Source organism: Bacillus sp. B2-WWTP-C-10-Post-4, assembly GCF_009183805.1.
GTDB lineage: Bacteria > Bacillota > Bacilli > Bacillales > Bacillaceae_G > Bacillus_A > Bacillus_A cereus.
In genome coordinates this window covers 196,448-220,760 of sequence record NZ_WEII01000001.1, presented here as the reverse complement: position 1 = coordinate 220,760, position 24,313 = coordinate 196,448, and the positions used below count along the sequence as shown (strand labels likewise).

Sequence of the window (24,313 nt, the reverse complement as noted above, 5' to 3'; positions counted from 1 at the left end):
CCTAGAAGTCACTCTACAAGCATGATATGTAGGTAAGTGCCCATATGTGAGTGTAGATAGCAGGAATTTTTTGGGTGGTAAAGAAGTACAAATATAAGGGGTGATAAAATGGAGTACGAATACGATGATAGCGTACATTTACATCTTGATTATTTCGGGACAGAATGTGATATGGAATCGATCGCTTATAAGAGGAAGAATGAAGACGTATGGGATGTGTATTTTAATTTTGGAGTATACGGTATTCAGAAAGACGATGTAGAGTTAGGTAGGTTTATGGACGAATATGCCGGTTATTACGTTTTTTCTGTACATGCTCGCGATCTTAGTTGGGAATTTGGAAGTGCCCAGTTTGAAGAGTGGGTTTTGAAAAATCGGATAGTAGAAAAAACGCTACAAAAATAGGAGGAATTTTGTGATTGGATTTCTCATCTTATTATTTATTTTTGTGGCCGGATTTTTTATTATGCAAATGCTTATTTACCGATTTGCAAAGAAAAACATCCATAAATATACAAAAATAAAATGGTTTCATATGTGGCTACATATGAATATGAAAAAAGGACCGAGATTAGATTTTTTTGATTTTGTAGTTATAGTGCTCGTATGTATCGTATGGAAAATATGGCTGCTTCCTTTTATATAATACACATACTAATCATTTTCTCTTTTCGTTATAGTAATAGTTGTAAAAAACTTGCATTTATACGTAAAACAGTGAGTGGTGTTGTGAAAGATATTTTGACAAATACAGACACACATACATACGGAATTAAAGTGTGATTACAGAATGGACAAATTGGCCGTGTGTAAAGTGTGGGGTAATAAGAAAGAGGTCGTCCAACGGTGGACGACCTCTTTCTTATTATGCTTGATTAGTGCGGAAGAATGGAAGCTTCTGCACAATGTGAATTAATCCGTATGCAAGAATTAAGCACATAAGAGGATTAATGAAAAATCCATAGCGATTAATTGCTAAGAATAAGTTTGAGAAGATAATGTAAATAATTGAACTTGCTACTAGCATCATAACGCGTTTATGTTTAAATGAATTTAGCATGAAGCAGAAGCTGCTCAAGAATGTACCGATGATAAACACTCTATGACATAGTTGCATAAAGTTGTGAATACGATATTGGTCTACAGCAGGAGCTGTTTTGAATAATTCAATTGTTTTACCGACAGTGAACCAAGAGAACCAATAAGTGAAGTCCGTCTTAAATCCGTTCTTAATTAATTCTTTTGCGTATGCACCTTTGTCATCTAAGCCTTTAGCTCTCATTTCATTTACTATATTTTCATATCCAATTTTATTAAATGGATCTGCACCGGCAATTAGTGGATCTGCACCTTGGGTTGAGAATAAAATAAATTGGTTGAGTGCTAAGTAGTTACGAACAACCCATGCGCCAATAATAAAGAAAGGTCCGATAAACCATAACAATCCGATTCGAATGGATTCTTTAAATCCATATGTAAATAACACAACAAGAACAGGAATGAGCATCATTGGAGCTGGATTTGGACGGAACATAAGTAAAATTGAAACGACAATTCCAAACCATATATGGAATTTCACTTTATTGTATTTCCATGCGAGAACAAATACATATACACATAACGCCAATAAGAATATGGATGGAACTTCTGTTAGCAATGTACGGAAGTATGTATAGTTACTTGGATAAATAGCATATAAAATACTTGCAACAATTCCATAAATGTTTTTTTCGAACAATTCTTTTCCTATTAAGAATACTAATAGCACTGTGCAAAGGTTCATGATCATGTTAATAACAGTTGCTACGTAATAGTAAGGAATTGATGTAATATCAGAAATAATCATAGCGCCAGCTAATAGTAATGGCTGACCTGGTGTAATATATGCATTTTTCCCTGGAACTTCACTAGGTTCTAAATACACATAACCAAATACACCATGTTTTAATAGTTGTTCAGCTGTTAACGAATAGTTAAAGGCATCATTTGCACCATATGTTACTTTGACTAACTCTCCATCTAATCCTGGCTGTTTTACTAAACAAAAAACGTGCAACAGGAAAGAAAGCGCCAAAATTGCATATACCGCTTTAGGCAAACTCTTAAACTTAGTAAGCAAAAATGAGCAACTCCTTTTTTATTAATTCTTTCATATTTTTATGTGAAATCTTTAATAGTATTAAGGATTTCCAAAACATAGTTATTATATCATAAAGTGGAATGCTGAAATTAAGTTTTTCAAGAATGAGTAATTTGTATACCACAATTTAACTGTTGATTAAGGGAATATTAAGACAATACATTTATGGTAGAAGCAAGTATGCAGACGAAATATGTAATATATGTTATTTTAATAGAAATAGTTCTTTCGATGCGGGGGAAATTAAGACATAGAAACGAGGGAATGAATTGAAGTATGGTTCTACACTTTTTCATCTTCCAAAAAGAAATATATTAATTTCTAGCATTATAAGTAGTATGGTGACTTTATTAGTAATAACTATGCTGTTTATGATTTTAAAGGTTTTTAATTTAGACATGATGAAAGATCATTTAAATCAAAAGCTTGTTTTAAGTGTTATGATGATTTTCATATGGGGCATAACGTTTTATATTACGCATTTCAATAAAAAAGAGATGTCTATACTTAGAGCATCCCTGCGAGTGCATTTTATATTACTTTTACTAGCTCATACAGTAGCGTTATTTTATATTGTCATGCAAGTTAATATGAGTTTCATAGAGGCAATGAATTGGATTTACTTTTATAATATGCAGTTTATATTAAGTTTTGTAGTAATTTATGCAATATATATTCTTGTATATAATTTAATAGGTAAGGTTTTTCTAAGTATGGTTTTAACGAGCTGTACGTTAGTCATTTTATGTATTGTGAATTATTTGAAGCTTATTTTCAGAGGTGATCCGTTATATCCTTCTGATTTCACACAAATTACGCATATGCAATCTGTTATACCGATGGTAATGGACTATTTTAGTTGGAGTTATATTTTTGTCATTATCGTAAGTATCGTAGCTTGTATTGTAGCAGGGATATATATGAGAAGGTACATTCAAAATGTAAAGATTCATCTAGGAATAAGAGCCTTATTAGTAGTAGGATCTATTTTTGTTCTATATGCGTACGGTAATTTTGCGAATACATTTATGAATAAAGTATTTCAAAAATCAGGTGTAGATTTTGTTTTGTGGAATCAAAATGAGAACTACGCTTCAAATGGTTTTGTACTTGGGTTTATTAGCAATTTAGATACAACAGTTATGGAAAAATCAAAAAATTATTCTAAAGAAAATATGCTTCAAATAGCAAACGATATAAAAAAACAATATAGTGGAAATATAGGGAATCAAAAGAAAAAAGAGAAACCGAATATTATTTTTGTAATGAGTGAATCGTTTTGGGATCCGACGAAAGTAACCAACCTTTCTTTTAGTGAAGATCCTGTACCAAATTTGCATCATTATATAGAAAACTTTCCTGGGGGACAAACTATTTCTCCTACATTTGGGGGAAATACAGCGAACGTTGAATTTGAGGCATTAACAAGTTATTCAATGAGTTTGTTAAAGCCAGGTTCTATACCATATCAGCAGGTTATTACAAATAAGAAAGAAGTTCCATCAATCCCTACGGCGTTGAAAAAAGAAGGTTATTATACAAGTGCAATTCATTCATTTGGTCGCACATTCTTTAAACGTGACGATGTATATAAGGTGTTAGGATTTGATAAGTTTAATGCAGAGGACACGATGGAAAATGTGGATATTGATGGAGATTATATTAGTGATTTAGCGATGAGTAAAGAGATAATTGCTGAGTTAGAGGAACAAAAACAGCCAACATTTATTCATGCAGTTACGATGCAAAATCATTTTCCATTTACAGAAGGCCGATTTGGTGAAAACCTAATAGAAATTAGCGGTCTAGAAAATGAAGAATCAAAGGGAGAATTAGAGACGTATACAGAAGGATTAAGACGTTCAGATGAGGCCCTTCAATATTTAATAGAGCAACTAGATAATTTAGATAGACCTACATTATTAGTATTCTTTGGAGATCATCTTCCATCATTAGGAACAAATAAATCTTTTTATAAAGAAAACGGGTATATAACGAATGAAAAAACACCGAGTGAACGTTTAGCGATGGCGCAAACTCCGTTATTAATGTATGCAAACTTTGATATGCCAAATGATAATTTAGGTTTAGTAAGCCCAATTCATTTTTCTAATCTTATTTTTGATTATGCAGGATTAAATAAATCCTTATTTTATCAATTTTTATCGGAACTTTACAAGGAAATACCAGTGCTTAGAGATGAATTAAAAGTTGATAAAAATGGAGAAGTAATCAATGATTTAACAAAGAAACAAAACGAAATGTTAGAGCAATATAAAATGCTTCAATATGATTTACTCGTTGGAAATCAATATAGTAAAGATATCCTCTTTAAATAAAAGAAACAAAAAGAACTTGTATAACGATACAAGTTCTTTTTTCATAGTATTTAACGGGGTAACCAGACAAGCTGGGTTTAGGGAGTATTACTTGTACATTTAGTATATATGAAAATGTAATCGTTTTATTCGTGTATTTGTGAGAAATGTGTGAATTTTATGTTTTATAAAAACGATTATGTTAACTTTCATTCTTATATTGCAGTTGTTATGTTTGTAAAAATTTTATCAGTTCTTTATTTAATTCATCCACTTGATCGATTGGTGAACCATGACCACTATTTGTAAGAGCATGTAACTGAGAATTTTTAATTCGTTGTTGTGTAAGTTCAGCACTTTTGTAAGGAATTAGTTGATCGTGAACGCCGTGGAAGATTTTTGTTGGGACGTTAATTTTATTTAAATCTTTCGTTACATCTTCATTTGCAGCTGCTTGTAAAATTTTGATAAGGGCATAAGAAGCGGACTGCATACCGAGATAAGAAAACCATTCAAGGGTTGCAGCTCCTAAGTTTCTATTGAAAAAGGATAAAGATACATCATTTAAAAATTTTGGTAAATTAGCATACATTTGATTAATGAGAGCATCTGCTTGTTCTTTCGGTACACCGTAAGGGGACTCTTGATTTTTAACGAAAGAGGGGGAGACAGCGTCAATTAATGCGAGCTTAGAAATGCGGCGGCCATTATAGCGAGACATATAGCGAATAGAAAGAGCACCACCAACTGAGAAACCGACTAATGTAGCGTTCTCTACTTGAAGTGCTTCCAGAACAATTGCGATATCATCGGCTAATCGATCATACGTGTAACCAGTCCATGGCTTATCAGATTGCCCATTCCCTCGTATATCCATGGCAATACAGCGAAAGCCATGCTCTGGTAAAACATTGAGTTGATATTGATACATTTGATGATTTAAAGGCCATCCGTGAACGAAGAAAACAGTCTTACTACCTGGACCAGGATTAACGTCTTGCACAAAAATATGCACATCTTTCTCGACAGTAACAAACATAAAACTCCCCCTGTTCTATCAATAGGCTCCATTCTAAAAGCTTTGTTTTACCTTTTAGGCCGTCTATATAAAACATCCTCCATAATATACGTATTAATGATCATAGATTTTATGCTCTGTATATAGTCTAAATATATTGCGTTTTTGGTACGATTTTCCTCAAATGTTCGATTTATCTTTGTTTGTCTATGAAAATCATTTATTATAATAAATGGTATTCTTCGAGATATTATTTTGAAGGGGTGTTGAAGTGAAAGAAAGTTTTCTATCATATAAAGAAGAAGAAAAGAATGCAAAAATCCTTTTATGGGTGTTATATGTCATTGTTATTGTATATCAAATTTTCTATGCAATCGTATTAGAAGATAAATCAATAATGGATAAGGGATACAACATAATATGGCAAGTTATTTGCGGATTAGCAATACTGTGCGTGAATATATATTTAATGAAAAAAGAGAAGGCAAACCTTGTTAAATATGCATGGATATTTGCATACATAGCGATAGAAATCGCTAATATATTTGCATATGTTTTTTATAATAAAGCGGCGTTTGATGCGACAAATATAATAGAAATTATTCTCATTTTCTTTGTACCCATATTTTTAAATAAAAAATTTTATGTGTTTTTACTTTCCTCTATTGTAGGAAAATATTTAATTTATTTATTTGTATTAGAGGAAGTAAAAGCATTTATGTTCCTTATTATGTGTACGCTTATGTTAATAGCTGCATATATCATTTTAAATCGATTTTTACAATATCTTTCAGCCGTAAAGGAAAGTATTGCGATTGCTAGTGAATCACAAAAATTAGCAGTAATCGGAAAAATGGCAGCGACTGTTGGACATGAAATTAAAAATCCACTGGCTTCATTAAAAGGATTTACGCAATTACAACGAGAGAAGCATGAAGAGGATCCTATTTATAAACGTATGATTTTTGAAATAGAAAATATGAATAATATGATAAGTGAGTTGATGGAAGTTGCTACATGCAAACCTTCTATTTATAAGAAACATGATATAGGAAAAATTGTATTACAAGTAATAACAAGTCTTCGCGGAAAAATGAATGAATTAAACGTGCAGTTTATTTCTAATGTGGAAGAAAAAACAATAGAAGTTGAATGTGATGAACGAAAAATAAGAGGAGTCTTTTTATATACGATAAAAAATGCTTTAGAGGCAATGGAACAAGGTGGCATATTACATTTGCAATTAGAGAATAAAGGGAAAGAATATGTAATAATCAGCGTAATCGATAATGGTCATGGTATTAAGCAAGAAAACTTAACCCGTGTTACAGAAGCCTTTTATACAACGAAACAAGATAAAATTGGTCTGGGACTTACGGTAGCGAATCGAATTGTCGCCGAGCACCTTGGTGAGCTGCATATTTTAAGTGAAAGAGATACTGGAACGAGAATAGACATCATTCTCCCAAGGAAGTGTGGAAATACTGAAATCCAAGTGGAAGAAAAGCTAGGAGTTACCATATGAATAAAGGCTATATATTTAAAAATGAAGAAATAAAGGCATTGAAAGTATTTTTAAGTTTATTTTTTATTATATTTTTTGTGTATGATCTTGCCTATGAATTTATCGTACCTTTAATCGCGGGAGAGCAAGAAGGCGTAGGAAAGTTTGAAGATGGTTTAGGTTTATGGCTTTACCTTTTGACGGTAGTATTGTTTTGCATTGGAATATACTTTATGAAATGGAAGAATGTTTTTGTGGTAAAGTATATTATTCTAATTGGCTATAATGTATTAGATTGTATCCATAACATTATGATTTATTATGGTAGCGATGCGGAATTTGACGGTGGAAATATAGTAGAAGTATTTTTTATTTTGTTCGCACCAATCTTTGTGAACAAAAGATATTTCTGGTTAGTTCCAGCGATACTTGTCGGGAAGTACGCTCTTACAGGAATCATTATTCAATCTTCTCTCGTTTTAATCCCAATGGCATTATATAGTGTATTTACTATTATATGTTGGATTATATTTTTGAGGGTTCAGTCTTACGTTCGTACGCTTGAGATGATGGACAAAGAAATAAAACAGACAGAAAAACTAGCAGCTGTTGGAAAAATGGCAACGGTTATTGGTTATAAGATTAGAAGACCTTTAGCAAACTTAAAAAAACTTGTGAATAAACAGGCAGACAAGCATCCAGAGGATAAAATTTATAGTGATATTATGAAACAAGAAGTAGATCGGATTCATATAATTGCTACAGAACTTAGTGGATTTGAGAAATCTAAATCACTAGAATCAGAAACTCATAACATACAAGAAATTATCTCTTATGTTATTCGAGTTATGGAAAAGCCTGCTTTAAAACAAGGAGTCCACATACAAGGTATTTACAGTAAAGACTTACCGTCCATTACATGTGATGAAAAACGATTAAAACAGGTCTTTTTTAATTTAATCAAAAATGCAATTGAAGCAATGTCAGTTGGGGGAACAATTACGATTAAAGTTACTGTAAAAGATGGAATCATCGTTCAAGTGAAAGATGAGGGATGTGGTATTCCGAAAGATAAAATTCCAAAGTTAAATGAAGCCTTTTATACAACGAAAGAAACAGGAACTGGTCTAGGTTTAGTAGTTACAGAAAAAATTATTAAAGACCACAATGGTAAAATGAGTTTTGAAAGTGAAGTTGGGGTTGGAACAACGGTTGAGGTTATGTTACCACTGCATTAAATAGAAAAAACATCACTTATTTGGAAGTAATGTTTTTGTGTTCTTCTTAGGTAGACGTTCTAAAAAAGAGGACGATAACGAAAAATAATATATTGATAGTGTAAAAAGAAAATAATGGATGTTTTACTATGAAAAATATATAATGGCTTTGTCTGTTATTTGTTGTAGTTCATTTATATTTCTATTTGTTGACCCGAATCTCGGGTCTTTTTTTATGAAATGAATTGCTATATGTCAGTGATTAGAAAAATAGAATATATATTCATGCTGTAATACTGGTAGCACCAGTAAACTCGGTGCTACCAGTAGGTTCGTTTTCCGGCACAACGAAAGCATTTACGTTGGTACAGGTGGTGCTTTCACATTTCTCTATTTTTCTGTGGTCGATTGTATTGTGTATATAAATTTAAAAAATGATAGCGTTAGAGCCACCATTTCTCCTGCGGAAGCAAAATAACATCCACATCAAAATTTTCTTTAAACCAATCATACATCAATGTCTCTTTCACTAAATATTCAGAGGCAGAGTGTGACACACCAATTAGAGACATATTCGTTTCTTTTACATAATCCATAATGAGCGAGTATTTATGTCGGCCGTAATCATTGTCGATATGACAATGGATTTCTCCTGTAATATATGCTTCAGCACCTTTTTCTTCTGCTTCCTTCATTAAAGATACAACATCGCCACACCCAGCGATAATTGCGATTTTTTTAATGGAATCATGTCGTTTACCTTCGAAGTCTGTGTAAGGAATCTGGAAGAGTTGTTTTAGATGTTTTTGGAGTGCTTCTGTTGATGTTTCATCTATTTCACAAATAAGACCAATTGGTTCTTGTTCTGGACCTCCATATGCAAAGTCGTCCACTACAGTAGCGTTTAATGCTTTTGCAATTGAAATACTCGTTCCATGCGTTTGATGAAAATCCATTGGTACATGACATGTATATATAGAAAGTTGTTTTTCTTTTATTCCTTGCAAATATTTTTCAGGAATTGGTATGAAACCGCGACCTGATCTTCCAAGCGGATCACCACACTCCATTACAAGGGGATGGTGCATAAAGAGTAAATCACCAGGTGTGGATTGTGAAATGAATGTTTCAAGAACGTCATCTGTAGGGAATACAGCTAAAAATACTTTGTTTACATTTTCAGATCCGTGCATCATAAGGCCGTTAAATAAATCTACAAAATTTGCTTCGAAAAATTGTTGCCAAGGAAATTTGATAGGATCATATACGGCTGGGATAAATCGACTAAAGGCACTATCTTTTCCGTATTTTTCAATTTGGAATAAGTGATTGAGTGATTGCTCTATTTTTTTTAAGGCTGGCATGTTTGATAATCCTCCTTAAGATGATTTTTGCTTTATGAGTTGTTTGTATTCTTCGTAGTAAAATAAGAAGCGGATAGGTAACAAATAAAACCTAGAATCCAGCCGATAGAAGGAGAATAGGGAAGTACATGCTGTAACAGTATTCCGCTAGAAATGAAGAAACTACCCAATAGACCTAATAACATAGGATATCGTTGTAGTTTGAACACGGATAGTAAACCTCCTTTCTCCTGCATGAACTATTCATAAAAGCTCGATTACTGAAACTTTATCACATACATTGTATATTAGTCTTAATTTTCTGTATATAACTTTTGAGAAAAATGGTGATACAATATATGAATGATAAGAGAAGAGAGGATGAAGATTAACGTATGTACGTTACTGTAACAGAAGCAGCATATAAAAAGATTATGGATACGATTCCAAGTGAAGCGAAATATATAAAGTTATTTTACGATAATGAAGGTTGCGGTTGTGTTATGAGCGGAATTATCGATTTAGTAGCTGTAGCAGAGAAAGATGAGCGCGATGTGGATATTGAATCAAGCACAATGAACTTTATCGCTGATCGTACAAAGCTTGTATTTATGGATGATAAGTTAACTGTTGATTGGCATGAAGGTGGAGGAACTTTTCAGTTAAAGAGCCCAAGCCAGTTTTATAATCCAAATATGAAGTTACACGTTCGAATATAGTAAAGGGAAGGTGATTCCAAAATGTATTTTGGAATCACCTTTTTTATTTTATAAGTCGCTATTATTGTCGATTTTTGTTGATAAGTCGATATATTGAAAAAATCGCTGATATAAATGGAGTTGCGCTGATATATTTGGGAAATCGCTGATATAAATGGAGTTGCGCCGATATATTCAGAAAATCGCTGATATAATTTCATTTACCAAAACGTTTCAATAGTAAAAAGATTTTTTCACATAATGAAATGTACATGTGATTGAATTTTCTGTATAATCTTCTTTGCGGAGGGGATACGCATGAGAAGATGGGGAATTGAGTTGTTAATTTTAAGTGTTGTTATTATTTGGGGGATTAACTATACAATTGCGAAGTATGGACTTTTAGAATTTACAGCAATTGAGTTTACTGCACTTCGCATGATGGCGGCGGCACCGCTTCTGTTACTCCTTACCTTTTTTATTGAAAAGTCGGTTTATATGGAGCGAAAGGATATACCTAGATTAATTATCGTTAGCATTGTAGGTATTGTACTGTATCAAACGTTATTTATGGAAACTGTCAAATATACATCTGCTACAAATGCCTCTTTACTCATTTCTATTTCACCTATTTTTACAACTGCATTTGCGATTTTCTTGAAACAAGAAAAGTTTTCTTCTCGAAAGTTAATCGGTTCTATGACTGCCTTTGTTGGTGCAGCATTAGTTTTAGTAGCAGGACATTCGCTTACTAGTTCTTTTTATGGCAATGGAATTGGACTTATTACATCAATATGCTGGGGGCTTTATCCTGTTTTAGCAGGACCATTAATTAAAAAATATTCAGCATTACGTGTTACAGCATGGTCTGCATTAGTGGGTGCGATTCCGCTATTATTGTTAAGTGGTCCACATGTGTTTGTCATGCCATTTCACATTACTCACGGAATGACACTATTTGCTTTACTATATTCTATTTTCTTTGTAACAGTATTTGGTCTAGTAATGTGGTATGTTGGTGTTCAAAAAATTGGGGCGTCACATACGATGGTATATATGTATATAACGCCGCTTGTAGCTGTTTTATTTGCAGCTGTCTGGGCAAATGAATATGTATCGTTTCAACAAATCATCGGTGGAATTATCATTTTTGTCGGTCTATGGTTTGTGAAATCGGAGAAAGTAAAAGTTCATTCTATTGCAGGGGAACCTATATCAAAATAGGAAAACAGATCACCTATGATCTGCTTTCCTATTTTTTTATTTTTGGTAAGAAGATGAGAAATAAGATAGCAGTAATAAGTGGAATTAAGTTTAAAAATGGAATACGGAAGAGTGTAATAAGAATAATACCTGGAAGAAGAACACCGAGGACAGCGTAAAAAATGCTATGGTTTTTCGTGTACCAATACAATGAAAGTCCAATAAGTGCAGGGATAATGAGGTGAATGAGAGCCATTAAAAAATAAATCATTAGACGCCCCCTTTATTTGTGTGCTTATTACATCATATCCGTATGTTCATAGATTGATATCATTTTTTTCATAAATGGACGAAAAAAGTTTGAAAAACCGTCACAAAATATGAGAATATGATGTTTGAAATCTTGTATAATATTATTTCCTAAAAATATTTAAACAACATAAACATACTGTTTATGTTGTTTTTAATTTGAGTGAAATGGATTTAAGGAATATAAATTTGAAAGAAATTTTTTGTTGGATAGATAAAAATTACTGAAGAGGAGAACAGCATGATTAGTATGTCATTAAGATCGTTTAAAATTCAATCGTATTATTTACTAGGTTTTCTTTTACTAGGCTGGATGTTAACGCCGTTTTCAGCTCATTTTCTAGGTGCTGGAATTGGGCTTATTGTAAGTATGTATTGCGTTTGGCTTTTAGGGAGACGAATTGAGAAGCTTGGAGATAGTATTGTAAAGAAGACGAAAGCACCGACACTCGGTATGTTTAACCGTTTTGCAGCTGCCATTTTGGGTGCTATTATTATGTACGAAATTGAGCACCACATGGTTATGTGGGCATTTGCAGTAGGAATTATGGGCGGTTATTTCTTAATTGTTGTTAATTTAGGATACTATAGCATGAAAGATGAGAAAGAATTAAAAAGATAAAAGACTTCTTTTTAGATGGGATAGATGATCCAGCCACGGATAGAAGCGGTCAGGGCCTTTTTTAGCCCCATACGATGTGAAACCCGAGAGATGTAGCGAGTAGGGATATAATGTATATATTCGAAGCTGTAATTTTATAATCTAGGTCACAGATGAAGAGATTAGCGTTTCACTTTATATAAGATATAGAAAGAAGCTTACGTTTTCACGTAAGCTTCTTTTTTATGTAAGTGTGTGTAATCGTTAAGCCGCATTGGGTTTTGTCGGTGAGTACGCGAAACTTTACGGTTACACGACACTTATTCATATGAGTAAAGGGTTATTTCAACAGAAAGTTTTAATTTAAGCGATTGGACCGCCTAAGTTAATAATGTCTTCAGATACGCTGTCGAACTTTTTGAAGTTAGCTTTGAATTCGTTTGCAAGTTCGATTGCTTTTGCTTTGTAAGCAGCTTTATCAGCCCAAGTTTGTTCAGGCATTAACACTTCGTCAGGTACACCTGGTACGTGAAGTGGAACTTCAAGACCAAAGATGTCATGTTTAGCTGTTTCAGTTTTCGCAAGTTCACCGTTTAATGCAGCTTGAATCATTGCACGAGTGTAACCTAAGTTCATACGTTTACCAACGCCGTATTCGCCACCAGTCCAGCCAGTGTTTACTAAGAATACTTTCGCATCGTGTTTCTCAATTTTTTCACCAAGCATTTCAGCATAGCGAGATGCATCAAGTGGTAAGAATGGTGAACCGAAGCAAGTTGAGAATGTTGCTTGCGGAGATGTAACACCGCGCTCTGTTCCTGCTAGTTTACTAGTATAACCACTTAAGAAATGATACATAGCTTGTTCTTTTGATAACTTACTGATTGGAGGCAAGACGCCAGATGCATCAGCAGTTAAGAAAATGATTGTATTTGGGTGTCCAGCAACACTTGGCAGTACGATATTGTCGATCGCATGCATAGGGTATGCAGCACGAGTATTTTCTGTTAAAGTAGTATCGTTATAGTCTGCGATACGCGTTTGGTCATTAATGATAACGTTTTCTAAAACAGATCCAAATGTGATTGCATCGAAAATTTGTGGTTCTTTCTCGTGAGAAAGGTTTACACATTTCGCGTAGCAACCGCCTTCAATATTGAATACACCGTTATCAGACCAACCGTGCTCATCATCACCAATTAATTTACGGTTTGGATCAGCAGATAATGTTGTTTTACCTGTTCCAGATAAACCGAAGAATAATGCTACATCGCCTTCTTCACCTACGTTTGCAGAACAATGCATAGAAAGAATATCTTGTTCAGGTAATAAGAAGTTCATAATAGAGAAGATTGATTTTTTCATTTCTCCAGCGTATTCTGTACCACCAATTAATACGATGCGTTTTTCGAATGAAACCATAATGAATGCTTCAGAGTTTGTACCGTCAACAGCTGGATCAGCTTTGAAATTCGGTGCAGAAACAATTGTGAACTCTGATTCATGAGTCGTTAACTCTTCTTCAGTTGGACGAATGAATAATTGATGTACAAATAAATTGTGCCATGCATATTCGTTAATAACTTGAATTGGTAGGCGGTAATTGCGGTCAGCGCCTGCAAATCCTTTGAAGACGAATAACTCTTCTTTTTCCTTTAAGTATTCTAAAACTTTAGTATATAATTTATTAAAATGTTCTTCAGAAATCGGTTGGTTCACAGCTCCCCAAGCAATTTTGTCAGCAACCGATGCTTCTTTCACAATAAATTTATCTTTAGGAGAACGTCCTGTATATTTTCCTGTTGAAGCAGAAACGGCACCAGTAGAAGTTAATTTCCCTTCATTTCGCATTAATACTTTTTCCACTAATTGCGGAACACTTAGTTGAATCTGTGCATTGCTTCCGTTCAATAATTCGTGTAAACCAATTTGGACATTCACAGTACTCATATTTATATACCATCCTTTTCATTTAATGAAATATTTCTCGTAATCCCCAACAAGAGTATAACACAATTATATAAATAATGTATACTATTTATTTCTTTTTGTTTGTGTGAATGCATTATTTCCTTATTAATATTTCATTTCAGGCGTATTGAGAAAAACTTTCAGGAAAATGTGAATATTAATTGACAAATGAATATCATTTCTTTAGTATAGGTTGGGACGGATACTCTCTTATCCCGAGCTGGCGGAGGGACAGGCCCGATGAAGCCCAGCAACCTCACTTGTATTGATAAATGCAGGTGAATAGGTGCTAAAACCTGTGCGAGGCTACAGGTCTCGAACGATAAGAGCGAAGGGCAAAAAGCAGTATGCAAGTAGCAAATTAAACCTTTCCTCTATGTAAAGTAGGAAAGGTTTTTCTGTATGCTTGTGTGGGAGAATAAATGTATGTCGCAGTTTGTGGCAAATTAAGGATGAGTTCCGTACAATATATACAATTACTGTAGGGAGGTTTACCACATGACAAAAAAACGTCATCTGTTCACATCTGAGTCTGTAACTGAAGGACATCCAGATAAAATTTGTGACCAAATTTCTGATTCAATTTTAGATGCGATCTTATCAAAAGACGCAAATGCACGTGTAGCTTGTGAAACAACTGTAACAACTGGTTTAGTATTGGTAGCGGGGGAAATTACGACTTCTACTTACGTAGATATTCCGAAAATCGTTCGTGAAACAATTCAAGGCATTGGTTACACACGCGCAAAATACGGATTCGATGCAGAAACTTGTGCTGTTTTAACATCTATCGATGAGCAGTCTGCTGACATCGCTATGGGTGTTGACCAAGCGCTAGAAGCACGCGAAGGTCAAATGACTGACGCTGAGATTGAGGCGATTGGTGCAGGAGACCAAGGTTTAATGTTTGGTTTTGCATGTAATGAAACACAAGAATTAATGCCACTTCCAATCTCGCTTGCTCACAAATTAGCTCGCCGTTTAACTGAAGTACGTAAAGATGATACATTATCATACTTACGTCCAGATGGAAAAACGCAAGTTACAGTTGAGTATGATGAAAATGGTAAACCAGTACGTGTTGATACTATCGTAATTTCTACACAACATCACCCAGATGTTACATGGGAAGAAATCGATCGCGATTTAAAAGAGCACGTAATTAAAGCTGTAGTACCAGCAGAATTAATGGATGAAGAAACGAAATTCTTCATTAATCCAACTGGCCGCTTCGTAATTGGTGGACCACAAGGTGATGCTGGTTTAACAGGACGTAAAATCATCGTTGATACTTACGGTGGATACGCTCGCCACGGTGGCGGTGCATTCTCTGGTAAAGATGCAACGAAAGTTGACCGTTCTGCAGCATATGCAGCTCGTTATGTTGCGAAAAACATCGTAGCAGCTGGTCTTGCTGAAAAAGCAGAAGTACAACTTGCATACGCAATCGGTGTAGCACAACCAGTATCAATTTCAGTTGATACATTCGGCACTGGTAAAGTATCTGAAGACGTACTAGTAGAACTAGTTCGTAACAACTTCGATCTTCGCCCAGCTGGTATTATTAAAATGTTAGACTTACGTCGCCCAATTTACAAACAAACAGCAGCTTACGGCCACTTCGGACGTACTGATGTAGATCTATCATGGGAACGTACAGACAAAGCTGCAGCTTTAAAAGAGCAAGCTGGTCTATAATATATGAAAAAAAGCTTTGCGCGGTGAGCGCAAAGCTTTTTTTATTTATAATTACGTTGGAATAAAGCGAAGAGTTCAATGTCATGCCAAGTGCCGTTGCGGAATATAGCTTCTTTACAAGTTCCTTCATGTTGAAAACCAAGTGATTTATATAATTTAACTGCTCTATCGTTAAAAGAAAATACTCGTAAAGAAAGGCGATGTAAATTTAATTCTAAAAATGCATAATCCAATAATAGGGTTAAAGCTTCCTGCCCATAACCTTGTCCCCAGTAATCCTTTTTACCAATATCAATAATGCATTCAGCGTTTCGATTATACGAATCAATATGAATTAAAGAAGTAATACCAATTGGAAGATGCGTAGCTTTTTCTTCAATGATATAGCTCTTAGAGTTCGAAGAATGAATAAATTGCTGGCAAAGTTTTTCTGTGTCTTGAAAGGAATATTTATCAAGAGTAAGTGTAGTTGAACTCATAACGTCTATATCATTATGCCATTTATAATATGTTAGAATATCATCTTCGGAAAACTTTCGTAACTGGATACGGTTGGACTCAAACAATGTAAACACCCCTTTTGTATTTACTGGTTTTTATTCATTATCTCAACACACGAACTACAATAAATTTGTCCTTCTAATTCAATATACTTTTTCATATTCGTCATGCCATTCGCCGGAAAGGGCATATGAATCCACGCTTTTTCATACGTTTGTATTTCTGTTTTACATGATTTACAAAAGATTGATTTCTTTCTGAACATATGTAATCAACCTTTCATTTGACGTGCTTTACTTGCGCAAAAGGCACTACTTAGTAAAAATAGTGTCGCAAATATAATGCTTACTAATGTAGCGTATGGAATTGCGCCTTTTAAGGAAAAGCCGACAGTGATTGAAGCGATGAATAAGAGGATAAATGTTGTTGTTAATTTTTTATAAAGTTCCATACTATGTAGACCTCCAATTTATTTTTTAGTACAAGTTTTAAAATTGAATTCTATTATGTAGAAAATATAAAGAGTAGCTAAAGATGTGTAGTCTAGGAGTATAAGAAAGTACACTTTCCTTTTTGTGGGTTAGTATACTTATATTGTATCATGCCGCATGAGTGGCTTCATACATAATTGTGTAAAGGTATGTATGATAAAATGAAGAAAAGTCTTTAAGAAAGGAAAGATAAAAAATGAGTGTAACTGAACATAAAAAGCAAGCTCCAAAAGAAGTGCGTTGCAAGATTGTTACGATTTCCGATACACGTACGGAAGAAACAGATAAGAGCGGACAACTATTACATGAATTGTTAAAAGAAGCGGGACATAAAGTAACTTCTTATGAAATTGTAAAAGATGATAAAGAAAGTATTCAGCAAGCAGTGTTAGCTGGTTATCATAAGGGAGATGTAGATGTTGTATTAACAAATGGCGGTACTGGTATTACGAAACGCGATGTTACAATTGAAGCAGTATCAGCGTTATTAGATAAAGAAATTGTTGGATTTGGTGAGCTGTTCCGTATGATTAGTTATTTAGAAGATATCGGAAGCAGCGCAATGTTAAGTAGAGCGATTGGTGGTACAATTGGGCGCAAAGTAGTCTTCTCGATGCCAGGGTCTAGCGGAGCGGTTCGACTTGCGATGAATAAATTAATTTTACCGGAATTAGGCCATATTACGTTTGAGCTGCATCGCCAATGAGGAAGTGTGCTGGAATTGTATTAGCGGGCGGTATGTCGAGTAGATTTGGTGAGCCGAAAGCGTTAGCAATTTGGAAGGGAACTACTTTTGTTGAGCATATTGTGAAAGTGATGGGAACTACTTTGCAAGACATTGTAGTAATTAGCCATACTGATATAAAAGAGCGAGTAGAGCAATTCGTACAAGTTCCTGTTATAGAAGATATCCCGCACTATAAAGGAAATGGACCGCTTGCCGGCATTGTATCAGGTATGGAATACATAGAAGCAGATTGGTACGCTATTATGCCTTGCGATGCACCAAACGTTTCGCATGAATGGTTTATCATTTTATTAGAGCAAACGAGTAATGAATATGATGCGGTTGTACCTATTATTAATGGAAGAAAACAACCGTTACTTGCAGCGTATCACAACCGCGTGAAAGAAAAGATTTATGCTTTACTTCAGGAAGAAAAAAGAAGTATGGGCCAGCTTTTATCACAATGTAATGTGAAGTATGTTTCTGGAGAAGATGTACAAGCGAATGCGGATTGGTTTATAAATGTAAATACGAAAGAAGAATATGTGCAGGCTCAAAAAGACCTTTCAAATGAATGAAAGGTTTTTTGATATACAGAATTGGGGAACAATTGCTGTATAAAGGTATGTGAGTAAGTTGATTTTAAGGGGAATTCTTAAAATCATTATACAGTTTAAAATACTGTATAACCATATATTAATTTTTATGGGTTTTTATTACAAGTCTGTTTATTTATGTTTATTTTTGATATAATTAAAATAGAAATAAAACAATGTTTAACCTTATGTATCATTTATTAAACTAAAATTTATAACCATGTAATAAACTCCCTTCGTTTTTTTGAAGGGAGTTTTTCTATTTAAGCAAGCAACTCTGATGCGTTATGCTGCAGGACTTCTTCATATTGGTTAAGCAAACCGTGAAAGATCTCATCCCAGCTCTTTGATTTCGCAAAAGATGAAGCTGCTATTCCCATCTGCTCAAGTTTTTCTTCATTTTGTAATAAAAAATAAATGGATGATAGAAATGCATCTTCATTTTTAGGCGGACAAAGAACTCCCGTTTTTCCATCTGTAATAATATTTTTAACCCCGCCACTATTTGCACCAATGACAGGTGTACCGCATGCGAGTGATTCAAGTACGACATTTCCGAATGTTTCAGTAGCTGATGGAAACACCATTATGTTAGAACAAGCATATGCTTCAGCTAAATCTGTACTTTGTAAATAGCCAGTAAAAGTGATATTTGTTTTCGGAACAGCTTCACGTAAACTTGTTGCTAGAGGACCATCTCCTGCAATGAGCCAATGAATATCGTTTCGAGTATGTGCTGTTTTAACGATAAGGTGTTGCAGCGTATCAATATCTTTTTCAGGAGCAATTCGTCCAACATAGGAAAGGACATACTTCGCTGTAATATTATATTTTTTTCGGAATAGGTCTGTATTGTAAGCAGGATGAAAGAGTGTGCAATCTACACCACGTCCCCATATAGAGAGGGTCTGAAAGCCTTTGTTTTTTAATTGATGTAATGTTTCAAAGGAAGGTACAAAATTTTTTTGCATATGACTATGAAACCATTTTAAATAGTTCCACAGCATATTGGAGAGGAATTCGATTTTGTAATAACGTAAATAGGCATCGAAATCAGTATGATAAGAACCGACAACTGGGATGTTTAACTTTTTTGCATAATACAATCCACAAAGTCCCATGTTGAAAGGTGTGGCAATGTGAATAATGTCAGGTTTAAAGGAAAGTAGTTCTCGTTTAATGCGCGGAGTAGGAAAAGAAAAACGACATTCTGGATATAATATTGTTAACGGGATACTTCTCATCTTATTCACATTCGCTACAAAATTATCTTCAGCTGTATGCTGAGGAGCGAAAACAGAATAGGCGATCTGTTCTTTCTGAAAATATTGTGTTAATCGCTCTAACGTTTTCGCAACCCCGTTAACTTGTGGCGTAAAAGTATCGGTAAAAATGGCGACTCTCATCATATCACTCCTTTATGTGAAAAGTGGGATGAATTGATAAAAAGAGATGATGCCAGAGCAAGTGCCAAGGCACATACCGACGAATACATCTGACGGATAGTGAAGTCCTAAATAAATACGTGAAATACCGACGCATAATGCTAACGGTAATAGGAAAGCAAGTAAGCTTGGATTATAGCAAATAAATGGAATGAAGACAGAGAAAACGGCTGTTGTATGACCAGACGGGAAAGAGTGGTCTTTTAATGGATGGACTGGATATTTTGCATCCTGAATTGTTAAATAAGGACGTTTTCGCGGATACCACCTTTTTAATATTTGCACAGGAATATGGCTAATTGCTAACGAAATAGCAGTTGCAATTGCAGCTTGATGCAAAGTTCCCTTTGCGAAAATTAAAAAGAAAAGTGTGAGTGCGATGGAGAAAGTCGCGCCACCGATATGAGTAATATTGCTGAAAAAGATATTTAATGTTTTTTGATCAAAGTAGCGGTTAATTCCTCTGAAAATGTAACATTCTATTTTATATAATCCACTGACCTTCATGAAAATTCTCCTCCCTCATCTACATATATATGGAGATATTAGCTTTTATTTTAATAAGATTTTGTTGAGGGAGTAATAATGTTTTGTAAAGAAAAAGTTAGATTTTATATAAAAAAAGCTGCCAATCTTATGGCAGCGGAAATTTACTTCTGTAATGATTTATAATATTGACCTTTTTCAACGTATTGCGTGCGAATACGCTCCATATCTTTACGGTCTTCTTCTGTTAATTCACGAATGACTTTCGCGGGACGACCGAAAGCTAACGTGTTCGGCGGAATTTTCTTTCCTTGTGAAACGAGGCTTCCAGCGCCGATAAAAGCTCCTTCGCCAATTTCAGCACCATCTAATATAATAGATCCCATTCCAATTAAAGCATCTTTCTTAATATGGCAACTATGTAAAATGACTTGATGCCCAATTGTTACGTCGTTTTCTAAAATAAGAGGATACTGTGGGCTTTGGTGAAGTGTACATTGGTCTTGTACATTTACTCGGTCTCCAATGATTGTCGGTGACACATCACCACGGATGACTGTATTAAACCAAATACTTGATTCCTCGCCAACGGAAACATCGCCTGTAATCGTAACATAGTCAGCGATAAAAGCACTACTCGCAATTTTCGGTTTTTTTTCTTTGTAAGGATATATCATGTAAAGTCTTCCTTTCCTAGAGACTAGTTTTAGTGTATCAAATTATGAGAAAGAGTGAAATGGAGGAGAGCCGTATGTGGAATTATGAAGCGGAGGAAGCAAAAGCTGTCATTGTTATTGTGCACGGCGCAATGGAATATCACGGACGTTACGAAGCAGTTGCGGAAATGTGGAATCATATCGGCTACCACGTCGTGATGGGGGATCTTCCGTCACATGGAACGACTTCAAGAAATAGAGGACATATTGATTCATTTGATGAATACATAGAGGAAGTTAAATTATGGGTGAAAGAAGCAAGAAAGTATAGGTTACCTATTTTTCTATTCGGTCATAGTATGGGTGGTCTTATTGTCATTCGTATGATGCAAGAAACGAAGAGAGAAGATGTAGAAGGTGTTATTTTGAGTTCGCCTTGTTTAGGGGTAGTGACTGGACCCTCTGCTCCGCTTCAATTTGCTTCAAAAATATTAAATGTTGTGGCTCCAAAATTGCAATTTGCAACGAATCTTACGGTGGAAATGTCAACACGTAACCATGAAGTAAGAGATGCAATGGAGAATGATTCTTTGTTCTTGCGCAAAGTATCAGTACGTTGGTATAGTGAATTGATCAAGTCTATCGAAATTGCTCATAAAAAAATAGATGATTTTCCAGATGTTCCGCTCTTGCTAATGCAAGCTTGTGAGGATAAACTTGTAGATAAAACACGTGTCCGCACTTGGTTTGATAATGTTAAAATAAGTGATAAGGCTTTTAAAGAATGGCCGAATTGTTATCACGAGCTATTAAATGAGTATGAGCGTGATGAAATTTTGAGTTATATTCAGTCATTTACTGAAATGCATGTCAATAATATAGTAAAAACAAACAAATAAATCATTATTTGTACATTTAATAGAGGAGATGAAGGAAGAAGTGAACGTACCGAGTAATCCCATAACGCTCATGGCGAAAGTATACCGTGATGTGTTTCCGGTTGTACACCATGAGCTAGCGATGTGGAAAGAGCGTGCCTACCATATTCCGAATGATGAGCTTCATAGTCAGGCAATCGCAAGTATTGAGCATAAAACGTTTCATTGCGAGGGCGGTGGTATTTTAGCTCTGCTAGCAAATGAACACCGAGAAGAATGTATTCGTTTTATCGTAGCGTATCAAACGATCAGCGACTATTTAGATAATTTATGTGATCGCAGTACATCACTTGATCCAAATGATTTTGCCGCACTGCATGAATCGATGTTAATGGCATTATCACCTGAAGTAGAAGGCGGCGGTAATTATTATCGTTATCGTGATGATCAAGATGATGGTGGTTATTTAGATGAACTTGTTGAAACATGCCAAGATGTTTTAAAGAAAACGAAGCACTATGACAAAATTGCTCCTGTTCTTCATGAACTTGCTTGTTATTATTGTGATTTACAAATTCATAAACATGTAAAATTAGAAGAAAGAGAACCACGATTACAAAAGTGGTTTGAAGCGCATAAAGAAAACTTACCAGAGATGAGTTGGTTTGAATTTTCAGCATGTGCCGGTTCTACACTTGGAATCTTCTGTCTTGTCGCATATGCCTTTCATGATGAATTACATGATGAAGATATTGCGAAAATTAGACAAGGATACTTCCCTTACGTACAAGGACTTCATATTTTGCTGGATTATTTCATTGATCAAGAAGAAGACCGTATAGGCGGAGATTTGAATTTCTGTAGTTATTACGAAAACGAGCAAGCGATATTAGATCGTATGAAACATTTTGTAGAAGAAGCAGAGAAGAGCATTGGTGATTTGCCTCATGCGAAGTTTCATCGCCTTATAAGCCGAGGGTTACTTGGTATTTATTTATCAGATCAAAAAGTATCAGCACAAAAGAATATGCACAAAATGGCACGGCGCATTGTAAAGTACGGAGGCCTCACTTCACGATTCTTCTATTGGAATGGGAAGATGTACCGAAAGAAAACAGCGCAGTGATGAAGAAAACCACTCATGTAGAGTGGTTTTTTTTTCATTATGATTGTATTTTTGAAAATACATATATAAGAAGTTCAATCGCAAAAATCACTAATACAGATAATCCAAATAAAGGCATGACAGCGCCCAGTATAACCATCATGATAAAGAAAACGAATATACTGTTCTTATCTCTTTGTTTTGGAGGTACTGCTAATTTTCCTTTCGGCTTTCTTGCTAACCACATTTTTACCCCGTAATAAATAAGAAGTAGTAGAGATAATGTCGTTAGTAAGCATAATATTTTATTTGGCCATCCAAATAAATGTCCTTCATGAAGCGGGATGCCGTAAGTGAACCATTGTGCAAGTAATCCATAATCACGATAGTCCGTTTTGGAAATAAGCTTTCCGCTATATTGATCAAAGTAAGCTGTTATTTCTTCATTTGGTGCAACATGCATACCTGTAATACCAGAACCGCTCGATTTCGAAACAGTGAATACACCTTTCGGATCAGCTGGTAGTGAGATAACGTATGGCTTCTTTATTTCAATTCCTTTTTGTAATTCATCGACAGAAATAGCTTTCGGTTCATTTGAATTCGATTCAGGAGGAGCTTCTTTTCTTGTTGCCCATGGCAATTCTTTTACCTTTGATTCAGGCGGCGCCATATACAATTTCGGATATCCGAGCGATTCATTCGACGACGCAATTTTATAAATTTGGTTACCCATAAATCCTGACCATGGCAATCCAGATGCGACTAGCAGAACGAGTGGAATTGTAAATATAATACCGATAATAGAATGACGTCGTTTTGCTTTTTCTCGCTTATTGGATGCTGGTGTGTTTTTGAATTGGCGTATACTCATGTACAATCCGGTTACGATTAAAAAGATTGTCCAGCACGCCGCGAGTTCTACAGTATAGTTGATGACAGTGCCACCAACTAAAAGAGAACTATGTAATTCCCGCATTATATTGGCAAACGTTTCACTTGCGTTTTGATCTCCGACAATTTGATTATTGCTATCTAAATACACATACTTTTGTTGCCCTGTATATTCATTTGTAATCGTAAGTCTCGTATTATAATCCCCATTAAACTCACTAATTTTCGCCACACTATAATGTGGATATTTTTTCTCGGTTAAGGAAATAGAATCAGACATCGAAATAGACTCTGTTTGGGCGCTCTTCCCAAAATATAAATCTTTATAGATGAAATCTTCAACTTCCTCCCGAAATAAATACCCAATTCCGCTCAGTGACAAAGTAATAAGAAGCGGCGTAATAAAAAGTCCAGCATAAAAATGCCAACGCCAAAAAATGTAATGAAGCGAACGATTTTGTTTCATACTTTCAGTTCCCCTAACCTTCCCTATATGAATAACTACTTATTTAAT

The 24,313-nt window shown here is 34.8% G+C and carries 26 protein-coding genes, 1 pseudogene and 1 riboswitch; of the genes and pseudogenes, 14 read left to right on the top strand and 13 right to left on the bottom strand.

Annotation, left to right across the window (positions count from 1 at the left end):
- Positions 1-108 precede the first annotated feature (108 nt).
- From GBN78_RS01185 to GBN78_RS30560, 3 genes and pseudogenes are all read left to right on the top strand, one after another.
- A complete protein-coding gene (locus tag GBN78_RS01185) occupies positions 109-405 on the top strand; it encodes a DUF3986 family protein (protein ID WP_000455580.1) in 297 nt (98 codons plus the stop codon).
- Between the two features lie 10 nt (positions 406-415).
- The gene (locus GBN78_RS01180; protein WP_000578981.1) at positions 416-646 is read left to right on the top strand and encodes a hypothetical protein; all 231 of its coding nucleotides are present in this window, start codon (positions 416-418) and stop codon (positions 644-646) included.
- A gap of 65 nt (positions 647-711) precedes the next feature.
- Positions 712-783, top strand: a pseudogene (locus GBN78_RS30560) (DUF2196 domain-containing protein); the annotation flags it as partial.
- Between the two features lie 82 nt (positions 784-865).
- Here GBN78_RS30560 and GBN78_RS01170 read toward each other — a convergent pair.
- A complete protein-coding gene (locus tag GBN78_RS01170) occupies positions 866-2,119 on the bottom strand; it encodes a glycosyltransferase family 39 protein (protein WP_000956220.1) in 1,254 nt (417 codons plus the stop codon).
- Positions 2,120-2,409: 290 nt separating this feature from the next.
- Between GBN78_RS01170 and GBN78_RS01165 the strand changes: the two genes are divergently transcribed.
- Positions 2,410-4,479, top strand: a complete 2,070-nt coding sequence (locus GBN78_RS01165; protein WP_152126887.1) for an LTA synthase family protein — start codon at positions 2,410-2,412, stop codon at positions 4,477-4,479.
- A 208-nt stretch (positions 4,480-4,687) separates the two neighbouring features.
- Here the strand turns inward: GBN78_RS01165 and GBN78_RS01160 are convergent, their stop codons facing one another.
- Positions 4,688-5,497 carry an alpha/beta fold hydrolase gene (locus tag GBN78_RS01160; RefSeq protein WP_152126884.1) on the bottom strand — a complete coding sequence of 270 codons (810 nt, stop codon included), beginning with the start codon at positions 5,495-5,497 and terminating at the stop codon, positions 4,688-4,690.
- Positions 5,498-5,747: 250 nt separating this feature from the next.
- Between GBN78_RS01160 and GBN78_RS01155 the strand changes: the two genes are divergently transcribed.
- A complete protein-coding gene (locus GBN78_RS01155) occupies positions 5,748-7,001 on the top strand; it encodes an ATP-binding protein (protein ID WP_128267167.1) in 1,254 nt (417 codons plus the stop codon).
- Positions 6,998-8,218 (top strand): ATP-binding protein, encoded by a 1,221-nt coding sequence (locus GBN78_RS01150; RefSeq protein ID WP_001032638.1) that lies wholly within the window; start codon positions 6,998-7,000, stop codon positions 8,216-8,218. The genes GBN78_RS01155 and GBN78_RS01150 overlap by 4 nt, the downstream gene beginning before the upstream one ends.
- A gap of 422 nt (positions 8,219-8,640) precedes the next feature.
- Here GBN78_RS01150 and GBN78_RS01145 read toward each other — a convergent pair whose 3' ends face one another.
- Together GBN78_RS01145 and GBN78_RS30050 are read right to left on the bottom strand one after the other, a co-directional pair.
- Positions 8,641-9,561: a Nif3-like dinuclear metal center hexameric protein gene (locus tag GBN78_RS01145; RefSeq protein WP_001111132.1), complete on the bottom strand. Its 921-nt coding sequence runs from the start codon at positions 9,559-9,561 to the stop codon at positions 8,641-8,643.
- 32 nt (positions 9,562-9,593) lie between these two features.
- Positions 9,594-9,770 carry a hypothetical protein gene (locus GBN78_RS30050; RefSeq protein WP_033685738.1) on the bottom strand — a complete coding sequence of 59 codons (177 nt, stop codon included), beginning with the start codon at positions 9,768-9,770 and terminating at the stop codon, positions 9,594-9,596.
- A gap of 165 nt (positions 9,771-9,935) precedes the next feature.
- On the opposite strand from GBN78_RS30050, the gene GBN78_RS01140 reads away from it, so the two are divergent.
- Positions 9,936-10,259, top strand: coding sequence for an iron-sulfur cluster biosynthesis family protein (locus tag GBN78_RS01140; protein ID WP_000289569.1), 324 nt, complete (start codon positions 9,936-9,938; stop codon positions 10,257-10,259).
- A gap of 297 nt (positions 10,260-10,556) precedes the next feature.
- Entirely contained in the window at positions 10,557-11,462 is a 906-nt protein-coding gene (locus GBN78_RS01135; RefSeq protein WP_001255414.1) for a DMT family transporter, read from the top strand.
- Positions 11,463-11,490: 28 nt separating this feature from the next.
- Here the strand turns inward: GBN78_RS01135 and GBN78_RS01130 are convergent, their stop codons facing one another.
- A complete protein-coding gene (locus tag GBN78_RS01130) occupies positions 11,491-11,712 on the bottom strand; it encodes a hypothetical protein (protein WP_000639042.1) in 222 nt (73 codons plus the stop codon).
- Positions 11,713-11,991: 279 nt separating this feature from the next.
- Between GBN78_RS01130 and GBN78_RS01125 the strand changes: the two genes are divergently transcribed.
- Entirely contained in the window at positions 11,992-12,372 is a 381-nt protein-coding gene (locus GBN78_RS01125) for an ATP synthase subunit I (RefSeq protein ID WP_128267164.1), read from the top strand.
- 342 nt (positions 12,373-12,714) lie between these two features.
- On the opposite strand, the gene pckA is transcribed toward GBN78_RS01125, so the two are convergent.
- Positions 12,715-14,301 (bottom strand): phosphoenolpyruvate carboxykinase (ATP), encoded by a 1,587-nt coding sequence (gene pckA / locus GBN78_RS01120; protein WP_000108802.1) that lies wholly within the window; start codon positions 14,299-14,301, stop codon positions 12,715-12,717.
- Positions 14,302-14,529: 228 nt separating this feature from the next.
- Positions 14,530-14,651, top strand: a riboswitch (SAM riboswitch).
- Positions 14,652-14,820: 169 nt separating this feature from the next.
- Here pckA and metK point away from each other — a divergent pair.
- The gene (metK, locus tag GBN78_RS01115; protein ID WP_074596457.1) at positions 14,821-16,020 is read left to right on the top strand and encodes a methionine adenosyltransferase; all 1,200 of its coding nucleotides are present in this window, start codon (positions 14,821-14,823) and stop codon (positions 16,018-16,020) included.
- Positions 16,021-16,061: 41 nt separating this feature from the next.
- Here metK and GBN78_RS01110 read toward each other — a convergent pair whose 3' ends face one another.
- Genes GBN78_RS01110 through GBN78_RS01100 form a run of 3 tightly spaced genes read right to left on the bottom strand, consistent with a single transcriptional unit; the run spans position 16,062 to position 16,972 of the window.
- Entirely contained in the window at positions 16,062-16,586 is a 525-nt protein-coding gene (locus GBN78_RS01110) for a GNAT family N-acetyltransferase (RefSeq protein ID WP_000464119.1), read from the bottom strand.
- A 20-nt stretch (positions 16,587-16,606) separates the two neighbouring features.
- A complete protein-coding gene (locus GBN78_RS30555; protein ID WP_000488709.1) occupies positions 16,607-16,786 on the bottom strand; it encodes a hypothetical protein in 180 nt (59 codons plus the stop codon).
- Positions 16,787-16,792: 6 nt separating this feature from the next.
- Positions 16,793-16,972 (bottom strand): hypothetical protein, encoded by a 180-nt coding sequence (locus tag GBN78_RS01100; RefSeq protein ID WP_000424800.1) that lies wholly within the window; start codon positions 16,970-16,972, stop codon positions 16,793-16,795.
- 236 nt (positions 16,973-17,208) lie between these two features.
- Here GBN78_RS01100 and GBN78_RS01095 point away from each other — a divergent pair, with 236 nt between their 5' ends.
- Both GBN78_RS01095 and GBN78_RS01090 read left to right on the top strand, forming a co-directional pair.
- Positions 17,209-17,718 (top strand): MogA/MoaB family molybdenum cofactor biosynthesis protein, encoded by a 510-nt coding sequence (locus tag GBN78_RS01095; protein ID WP_000117128.1) that lies wholly within the window; start codon positions 17,209-17,211, stop codon positions 17,716-17,718.
- A complete protein-coding gene (locus tag GBN78_RS01090) occupies positions 17,715-18,317 on the top strand; it encodes a molybdenum cofactor guanylyltransferase (protein WP_098300188.1) in 603 nt (200 codons plus the stop codon). The genes GBN78_RS01095 and GBN78_RS01090 overlap by 4 nt, the downstream gene beginning before the upstream one ends.
- Before the next feature lie 281 nt (positions 18,318-18,598).
- On the opposite strand, the gene GBN78_RS01085 is transcribed toward GBN78_RS01090, so the two are convergent.
- From GBN78_RS01085 to GBN78_RS01075, 3 genes are all read right to left on the bottom strand, one after another.
- The gene (locus tag GBN78_RS01085) at positions 18,599-19,741 is read right to left on the bottom strand and encodes a glycosyltransferase family 4 protein (protein ID WP_074596461.1); all 1,143 of its coding nucleotides are present in this window, start codon (positions 19,739-19,741) and stop codon (positions 18,599-18,601) included.
- A gap of 12 nt (positions 19,742-19,753) precedes the next feature.
- A complete protein-coding gene (locus GBN78_RS01080; protein ID WP_000868592.1) occupies positions 19,754-20,287 on the bottom strand; it encodes a phosphatase PAP2 family protein in 534 nt (177 codons plus the stop codon).
- Positions 20,288-20,430: 143 nt separating this feature from the next.
- Entirely contained in the window at positions 20,431-20,943 is a 513-nt protein-coding gene (locus tag GBN78_RS01075) for a gamma carbonic anhydrase (protein ID WP_000640186.1), read from the bottom strand.
- Between the two features lie 74 nt (positions 20,944-21,017).
- Between GBN78_RS01075 and GBN78_RS01070 the strand changes: the two genes are divergently transcribed.
- Complete coding sequence (locus GBN78_RS01070) at positions 21,018-21,821, top strand: alpha/beta hydrolase (RefSeq protein WP_000267425.1); 804 nt, start codon at positions 21,018-21,020, stop codon at positions 21,819-21,821.
- 40 nt (positions 21,822-21,861) lie between these two features.
- On the top strand, positions 21,862-22,926 hold the full coding sequence (locus GBN78_RS01065) for a tetraprenyl-beta-curcumene synthase family protein (RefSeq protein ID WP_001102467.1): 1,065 nt from the start codon (positions 21,862-21,864) through the stop codon (positions 22,924-22,926).
- A 37-nt stretch (positions 22,927-22,963) separates the two neighbouring features.
- Here the strand turns inward: GBN78_RS01065 and GBN78_RS01060 are convergent, their stop codons facing one another.
- On the bottom strand, positions 22,964-24,265 hold the full coding sequence (locus tag GBN78_RS01060) for a PepSY-associated TM helix domain-containing protein (RefSeq protein WP_128267163.1): 1,302 nt from the start codon (positions 24,263-24,265) through the stop codon (positions 22,964-22,966).
- Positions 24,266-24,313: the final 48 nt, after the last annotated feature.

Bases quoted from the DNA above. Each gene is read 5' to 3' on its own strand.
- GBN78_RS01185 (WP_000455580.1), top strand. From the start codon at position 109: ATGGAGTACGAATACGATGATAGCGTACATTTACATCTTGATTATTTC.
- GBN78_RS01160 (WP_152126884.1), bottom strand. From the start codon at position 5,497: ATGTTTGTTACTGTCGAGAAAGATGTGCATATTTTTGTGCAAGACGTT.
- GBN78_RS01150 (WP_001032638.1), top strand. From the start codon at position 6,998: ATGAATAAAGGCTATATATTTAAAAATGAAGAAATAAAGGCATTGAAA.
- GBN78_RS01145 (WP_001111132.1), bottom strand. From the start codon at position 9,561: ATGCCAGCCTTAAAAAAAATAGAGCAATCACTCAATCACTTATTCCAA.
- GBN78_RS01140 (WP_000289569.1), top strand. From the start codon at position 9,936: ATGTACGTTACTGTAACAGAAGCAGCATATAAAAAGATTATGGATACG.
- GBN78_RS01135 (WP_001255414.1), top strand. From the start codon at position 10,557: ATGAGAAGATGGGGAATTGAGTTGTTAATTTTAAGTGTTGTTATTATT.
- GBN78_RS01130 (WP_000639042.1), bottom strand. From the start codon at position 11,712: ATGATTTATTTTTTAATGGCTCTCATTCACCTCATTATCCCTGCACTT.
- GBN78_RS01125 (WP_128267164.1), top strand. From the start codon at position 11,992: ATGATTAGTATGTCATTAAGATCGTTTAAAATTCAATCGTATTATTTA.
- pckA (WP_000108802.1), bottom strand. From the start codon at position 14,301: ATGAGTACTGTGAATGTCCAAATTGGTTTACACGAATTATTGAACGGA.
- metK (WP_074596457.1), top strand. From the start codon at position 14,821: ATGACAAAAAAACGTCATCTGTTCACATCTGAGTCTGTAACTGAAGGA.
- GBN78_RS30555 (WP_000488709.1), bottom strand. From the start codon at position 16,786: ATGTTCAGAAAGAAATCAATCTTTTGTAAATCATGTAAAACAGAAATA.
- GBN78_RS01100 (WP_000424800.1), bottom strand. From the start codon at position 16,972: ATGGAACTTTATAAAAAATTAACAACAACATTTATCCTCTTATTCATC.
- GBN78_RS01095 (WP_000117128.1), top strand. From the start codon at position 17,209: ATGAGTGTAACTGAACATAAAAAGCAAGCTCCAAAAGAAGTGCGTTGC.
- GBN78_RS01090 (WP_098300188.1), top strand. From the start codon at position 17,715: ATGAGGAAGTGTGCTGGAATTGTATTAGCGGGCGGTATGTCGAGTAGA.
- GBN78_RS01085 (WP_074596461.1), bottom strand. From the start codon at position 19,741: ATGAGAGTCGCCATTTTTACCGATACTTTTACGCCACAAGTTAACGGG.
- GBN78_RS01080 (WP_000868592.1), bottom strand. From the start codon at position 20,287: ATGAAGGTCAGTGGATTATATAAAATAGAATGTTACATTTTCAGAGGA.
- GBN78_RS01075 (WP_000640186.1), bottom strand. From the start codon at position 20,943: ATGATATATCCTTACAAAGAAAAAAAACCGAAAATTGCGAGTAGTGCT.
- GBN78_RS01070 (WP_000267425.1), top strand. From the start codon at position 21,018: ATGTGGAATTATGAAGCGGAGGAAGCAAAAGCTGTCATTGTTATTGTG.
- GBN78_RS01060 (WP_128267163.1), bottom strand. From the start codon at position 24,265: ATGAAACAAAATCGTTCGCTTCATTACATTTTTTGGCGTTGGCATTTT.